The sequence below is a fragment of the Moraxella lacunata genome, assembly GCF_002027545.1.
Lineage (GTDB): Bacteria > Pseudomonadota > Gammaproteobacteria > Pseudomonadales > Moraxellaceae > Moraxella > Moraxella lacunata.
Genome location: NZ_MXAN01000007.1, coordinates 1 through 7,144 on the forward strand (window position 1 = coordinate 1; position 7,144 = coordinate 7,144).

At 41.0% G+C, this 7,144-nt stretch carries 3 protein-coding genes; 1 reads left to right on the forward strand and 2 read right to left on the reverse strand.

Annotation, left to right across the window (positions count from 1 at the left end):
- Window positions 1-281: 281 nt before the first annotated feature.
- On the forward strand, window positions 282-2,129 hold the full coding sequence (locus B5J94_RS01345) for a calcium-binding protein (RefSeq protein ID WP_062500395.1): 1,848 nt from the start codon (window positions 282-284) through the stop codon (window positions 2,127-2,129).
- A 110-nt stretch (window positions 2,130-2,239) separates the two neighbouring features.
- On the opposite strand, the gene B5J94_RS01350 is transcribed toward B5J94_RS01345, so the two are convergent.
- On the reverse strand, window positions 2,240-4,135 hold the full coding sequence (locus tag B5J94_RS01350; RefSeq protein WP_062500398.1) for a site-specific DNA-methyltransferase: 1,896 nt from the start codon (window positions 4,133-4,135) through the stop codon (window positions 2,240-2,242).
- 15 nt (window positions 4,136-4,150) lie between these two features.
- The coding region (locus B5J94_RS01355) for a restriction endonuclease (protein ID WP_211271035.1) at window positions 4,151-7,144 on the reverse strand (2,994 nt) is incomplete at its 5' end.

The window sequence follows — 7,144 nt, forward strand, 5'->3', positions numbered from 1 at the left end:
GTTGATACAAGGGCGAACGGTTTTTGTAGTAAAATTCAATTTTGTTGGCTGTATGTCACAGGCATTTTATTTTTAAAAACTCAAAACCACCCCATTGGCACATTCCGCTCAACTCACACCCCATCATGGGTAAAATTGACAGTATTTTGCCCATGACAAATCGTTAATACACACTTTTATCGCCAAAATCCAAAATCACGTCTTTTTTTACTTGTTATTTTGTATCTTTTTGGTTATATTGAGAATGCGATTAACTTCCATCCACCAAATAGGGAATTACCATGGGAATGTTTGACTTTCGTCATTTTGACAGTGACCAATCCGCCGAACTCATGCACACCACTAGTAAGCTGGCTCAGCATGCCAATGTCGCCAGTTTTGCCAAACTCGTGCCTGATGGACTAAAAGACATCAATGCCGCCCTAACCCTACCCGACGGCTGGCGTTCACTTACCCCAGCCGAGCTCAACCTACCAAACAATGCCGTGGACATCTATGGCTACTACACTTTTGTCAGCACCATCACCGGCGACCGCCCGATTAATGGCTCAGGGCCGCAGGTTCTATTGGTTGGTGAATTTGATGATGCTGGCAAGCCCACTCGCCTTGGCATCAGCTGGGCTGGCACCAATGATTTGCTTGATGTGGCGGATTACTTTCATCTTAACGAAGGCAAGATTGCCCCCAACATGCAACCACTTTTGCAAGCCATCAAAGACTACGCCACCGCCCACGACCTATCGGGCGAAGATGTGTTGGTCACAGGTTATAGCTTGGGTGGTGGCTACACCAACATCATGGCAAAACACCGTGAATCATTGGCTGATGGGTTTTTTAACGATGCGGTATACATCGGTCATGCTAGCCCTGTTATCTATGACAATCCTGATGTCATTTTGAATATGGGCTATGAAAATGATGCCGTCTATCGCATCACAGGCTCTCACATCAATGTTGCTGATGCCATCGCTGGTGGTGGCCCTGTATTGTCTAACATAGACAAGAATTTTGACAGCAGTATTGATAACGTGGTATTGGTGACAGGAGCGTATGCTTCGGCATTATGGGATGTCAATAACCCCTTTGTCATGTCGCTCATCAACACTGCCCAAGGCTGGGCAGCACACACAGGTGCATTAGGTCAAGATACTTTGGAGCGTATCACCAACTCATCTTTTTATGAACTCACTCACAGAGACAGCCGTGTCATCATCGACCAGCTAAATGCTGCCGAACGTCTTAGCATGTGGGTCAAGGACAAAAGCCATCAGGCGGACAAAGTTGGTAGCTTTATCATCGGCTCAAACCACAACAACCTTATCCAAAGTAGCAACCAAGGCGACTATATCGATGCCAAAGACGGCAATGACCGCATCGTACTGGCACAAGGAGCAGACCGTGTGGATGGTGGTGCAGGCGTTGATACTGTCATCTTACAAGGCAAAAGCCAAGATTGGCACGCCTACCGACTGTCTGATGGCACAGTATTCATGAACGCCAAAGACGGCACAGGCATCAAACACCTTGAAAATGTTGAGAAAATCGGCTTTGATAACGAATCCTACACCCAGATTCGCCCTTATGACATCAGCTCAGAAGGTCTCGCCTCCAATCGCTATCTCATCAAAAGTCGCAATACAGACATCGGCTATCAAGACCACCTTGAAGGCAGTGAATCAGACGATGTCTTGACAGGCGACATCATCTTTGCCAGAGAAGGTAATGACGTTCTATACGCACTAAACGGTGTCAATGGTCTGTTGCACGGCGGGGCAGGCGATGACCGTCTGTTTGGCAACGATGGCAACGACCACCTATATGGTGGTGAAGGCAACGACTATCTGTATGGTGGTAAAGGCAATAACATGCTGTTTGGCGGTATTGGCGATGACACTTTTGCGTTCAACCAAGAAAGTGTTGGCTTGAACATCATTCGTGACTTTAACAGCTATATTGGCGACCATGACAAAGTTGTCTTTGACAATGTTTTTGCCGACACGAATGAGCTTAGCCAAGCCACCCGTCATATCGGCAATGATGTCCACATCAGAACCGCTGATTTGCACATCATCATCAACAACACCAACGTTGATGACGTCTTGGCTCACACCAGCATATCAGGGGCATAAACCGCATCATCCACCAACAAACCGCACCCCAAAAGTGACACAACCAACTTTTGGGGTGTTGTTATGACAAACAGATTGTACTTTTGGGACAAACCTGCTCAGCAGTTTTATCAAAAAACAATCTGCACTTTATTTTTTTGGCTCTGCAAACTAACATCAAGGCTAGCCGTCCAGCCATCAATATAAACCCTGCCATCTTTTAAAGCATCCAACAGCACATCTTCGCTCACTTTATGACTGTCGGTGATGTAGTAATTACTGCCAAGTTTGTACATGCACTCATCGATGATGGCAATCGGCACCTGTGTTGGCTCATCAATACCCACTTTAAATATCATGTGATAAATACGACTCATCGCATTGGTATGCTCTTTGGGAAAAGCAATTTGACAATTCTCTTCATCCAGCGTCAATATCGGGGCAGGTATGCTATCAAAGACCTTATAACCAATATCGGGCAACTGTTTTTTATCACTCTCGGCTACATCTTTTTTGGCGTTATGTTGCTCTATATTAGCCTTAATGCTCTCTCCTGCACGATTTAGGCGTTCTATGGTAATACTTGAAATCACAGGTGGTAAATTATTGTCCAAGCAGAATTTATACTCATCTTTCTTTTTGATGGGGTCTATTGGCTCATCTATTTGGCAAAGTATAAATTTACGATGACCGCCATCTTCTGCATTTAATTGTATGACCGCATGACCTGTTGTACCCGAACCTGCAAAAAAGTCTAGGATTATATCAGATGAATCAAAGCCGTTATATATAATCGTATTTAACAAATATTTTAATAGCGATATGGGCTTAGGGTGAGTAAAAACCTTGACATCAAATAATCGATTTAGGTCAGAGTTTCCACTTAGAACATCGCCCACTTCTTCATTGGGTATAATTGTAGTGGGTGCCAAATCTGATGTTTCAACTTTTTGAACATAAGGGACAAAACCACTCGTCTTTATAACAATTTTAGTGCCTTTTTTTATTTCATTTTCAAGATATGATTGAGACCAAGTAACTCTCCCTGATAAATCAAAGTCGTCTTGCAAAACACCATTGGATACCCTTACATCATTATGTAAGATATATCCTGATTTTAATTCACCTGCCTTATATAATCCATCTTGAAGTCTTACATCCACCCATTCTTTTTTAAAAAACAATCTTGAAATATTTGATTTATTCTTTGTAAGACTCGGTAAACCTTCCGTTCTTTTTTGCTGTCCTACCAATTTTGATACAGAACGTTTGTTTTTTGCATAACATAAAATGTACTGCCCATTTTCTCTTTCGATTGATGAACTGTTATCAGGTCTAAAATTACTATGCCATATATAATTCTCAACAAAATTCTCTTCCCCAAACACATCATCACACAACAGTTTTAAATTCGCCTGTTCATTGTCATCAATGCTAATAAAAATCACCCCATCATCGCTTAATAACTCCTGTGCCAATAGCAAGCGGGGGTACATGAATGACAACCAACCATTGTGGCTTTTTTTGGTCTTAAAACTAAAATCCAACCGAGCAAAATCATCTTCTGACAAATCAACCAAACCCAACACTTCGGCTTCTTCTTTATCAAATTTGTCAGGATAAATAAACTCATCGCCATTGGTGTTATATGGCGGGTCAATATAAATACACTTGATTTTGCCTTTATAATAATGCTTTAAAATCTTTAAACCGTCTAAATTATCCCCTTTTAATACAAGGTTTTTTGTTGTATCAATATCTTTGCTCATCGCTGTATTTAACACCAACTCTTTATCCGTTTCTTGTTGGTATTTGGCACGGGCAAAGTTACGACCAATAAAATTTAGCCCATAGCCATTGACTTTATCATCAATGGGTAAGCCCAAAAGGGTCTTTAACTGCATCAAATCTAATTCATTATCACGAATCACCATTGGATAATGCTCTTTTAGATAATCAAGCAATGGATGATTGGCATGACCACCATCAATCACGGCAAAACCAGCGTCTAAAAAATCTTGCTTCATTGTTGTCTCCTAGTATTAATCAGTATTAATCAGTGCAGATAGTTGGGTTTTGTTGATGCGTTCTTTAAAGACGATTTTTATGTCGTCTTTGCCTTGTTTTTGATGATATTCATTGAGTGCATCAAAATATTTTTTGGCGATGTCAATTTTTGCTTTTTCGTCAGGCGGTATGTTGGTAGATTTTTCATAACCTTTGCTCTCCACCACCAAAAAGACTTGATTGCCATTTTTGCCTTTGATGGCATAACAAAAATCAGGATTGTATTCACCCAGTGGTGTTTTGATTTTTAGGCGTGGCAATTTTGCAAAAATCTCAATTTCACTAATATCAGGGTCTTGCTCAATAATCTCCAACTCAAAGTCACTGTCATATTCAATCACGTTTTCAAACACCCATTTGGCTTTTAGCGAAAAATCTTGGGGTATGGGCTTTTGAAATTTGCCCGTACTGCCGATATCTAGATAGGTCGCCTTATCATCGGTTTTAAACACGTTGGCTTTTACCGCATGCTGTATCATGCCATAGCTGATTTTGGTTTTTAATACACCCATCAAATTCTGTTTGATGATATCTGCCATTTCTTTTTGGGCTTGTTTTGGGTTATTGACAAATGTTTTTTGTTTAAATTCAAGACTTAACGCATTAAATATCCGCACCACAAAAGACAAAGGCGTTTTACTGTCCACGGCAAGCTGACGAACCAACAACAGATAATCCACCTTGCTGACATAGGTAGAACCATCAACGATGCTTTTGCTAACCGCCTGATTGGACTGCATTTTTTCAACATGTAGCTCAGAACGTGTGGTTTCTAGCATGACCTGACTGATGTCCAAACTCTCAATCTGAGCTTTGATGTTGCCAATAAGCTGGGTCTCTTCTGCTTTACTCATCTTTTCAAGCAAAAAATTGGTGTTTTTATAAATGGCATGCCAAAGCTCTTCAAACGCCCTAAGATGAGTGGACTTGATGATGACTTTGTCTTTGCCTTTGTTATTCTTATTGGCGTTTTTTACGTATTCTTTGATGTTGTTTGAAAACAGCTTGGCAATCATTTGTTTGTGGTCGGCAGGCAGTGCCAGTGTTTTTAGTTGCTCATCAAAATCATCAGAGAGCTCATAAACATCCAAGCCGTCTTCTGTATCTTCAAAGACAATCAAGTCATTTTTTTCCAAGGCTTTAAAAATGGCTCTGGCGGTTTTTTCATCAGCCCCATCGCCCACAAGGCGTTGCCTAATCTCATGTTCGGTAAATCGCTTTGCCAACAAAAACGAGTTTTCCAAAATCTCTTTTTGGATACTTTCCACAAAACCCTGCTCTTTGCTAGACACCACCACATCTAAATTATTGATTTGCCAAAATAATTCTTGGTCATTATCCAAAAAGTTGAGCGTTTGGCGTTGCAAATCTTGATTGACCGCAATGCGTAGCCCACGCCCTATTTGTTGCAATTTTGAATTTTCACTGCCCTGATTGGACAGTTTGCAGATGGTAAAGATGTTTGGATTGTCCCAGCCTTCTTGCAGTGCCCAAATAGAAAAAATAAAGCGGGTTGAGCTCTCAAAGGACAACAACCGCTTTTTGTCTTTTAAAATCTCATTAACGCCAGCCTTGATTTTTTCATCGACGCTACTGCCTTTATCGCCTGAGAAATAACCTTTATGAACTTGTAGCTCCCCATCGTTGTCAAAATCTTTTTGCAGATATTGGCAATAGGCACTGTCTTTATCAAGTTTTGTCAAAATCTCTTGGCGGATTTTTACATACTCTTCTTCAAACATGGTTTTGATTTTTGGTGAGTCGCCACGAAACAAACCAATGTTATTTTCCATAAAAAACAGACTGAGCGTTTTAATCCCCTTATCAAACAAAGCCTGTTCTTTGTCAAAATGCAGTTTGATGGTGTCATGTATCATGACCCTTAGGGAATCATCAGAGATGGCATAGTCCACTTTTTCTAGCGTGCCATCGACCAAAACGATCGCATCTTTGTTGATTTTTTTGATGGATTTGCCGTTGAACAGTCCACCAACACCCAGTGTCTGCTTCACCAACATACCATTTTCAAGGCGATTGACCATCGCTTTTTTGGCTTTGGGGTCTGTGCCAATCAGCGTATCTGTATTTTCGATGACATCTTGGGTGTAGACCACTATTTTTTTGACCAAACTTTGTTGAAACGCAGTTAAGCTGTCTAGCACATACGCCACGTTGGACAGTTGCAGGCTGTCCGCTTTTTTTGGAAAAGTCGCCCCAAAACGCAAGAAAAAATTATCAAAACCTTCAAAATATTTCTTAAATGCATTGCCTTCAAAACGGTGTGGTTCATCCATGATGACAATCGGATTGAGTCGTTTTAGGCATTCTAGGTAGGATTTTGGCACACCCTGATGAGCAACAAACAAATCGGGCGTATGAAGGTCTTTTTCCAAAGGTCGATTAAGAATGTTGCCACCTTTGTCAAACGAGCTGGGCGTCATGACTAGGGCAGACAAATCCCCAGATTTGATGAAATCATTGATGGCAGAGACATTGCTACTTTCATAGACAAAGACGTTAATTTCCTTGCCGTGAGCGTCATTATACAGACCTTTAAAGTAGTCTTTGGTGTCTTCAAGATTGGTTTTAGTGCCTTCACGAATGGGTACGGTGGGAGTTAAGATGATGAATTTTTTGTAGCCAAAATGCTTAGTTAGCTCAAAAATCGCCTTGATAAAGGTAAAGGTTTTGCCTGTGCCAGTTTCCATCATGACATCGATATTTTTACTGTCGCCATTGATGGGAAATTGGTAGTTATTGTTGGTGTAATGCGTAGATAACGTGCTGACTATGTCGCCACTTTTATGAAAATCATCAAAAATCCCCACGATATTAGCGACGGCTTTTTCTTGGTATTCTTGCTGTTCATAATAGAATCTTTTTTCTTGATGTAAATCACTCACAACATCAACCCCAATTTTTTGTAGGGCTGACGAGCGTACTAAGCTAGTGCTGTGCTGTGCTGTGCT

Bases quoted from the DNA above. Each gene is read 5' to 3' on its own strand.
- B5J94_RS01350 (WP_062500398.1), bottom strand. From the start codon at position 4,135: ATGAAGCAAGATTTTTTAGACGCTGGTTTTGCCGTGATTGATGGTGGT.
- B5J94_RS01345 (WP_062500395.1), top strand. From the start codon at position 282: ATGGGAATGTTTGACTTTCGTCATTTTGACAGTGACCAATCCGCCGAA.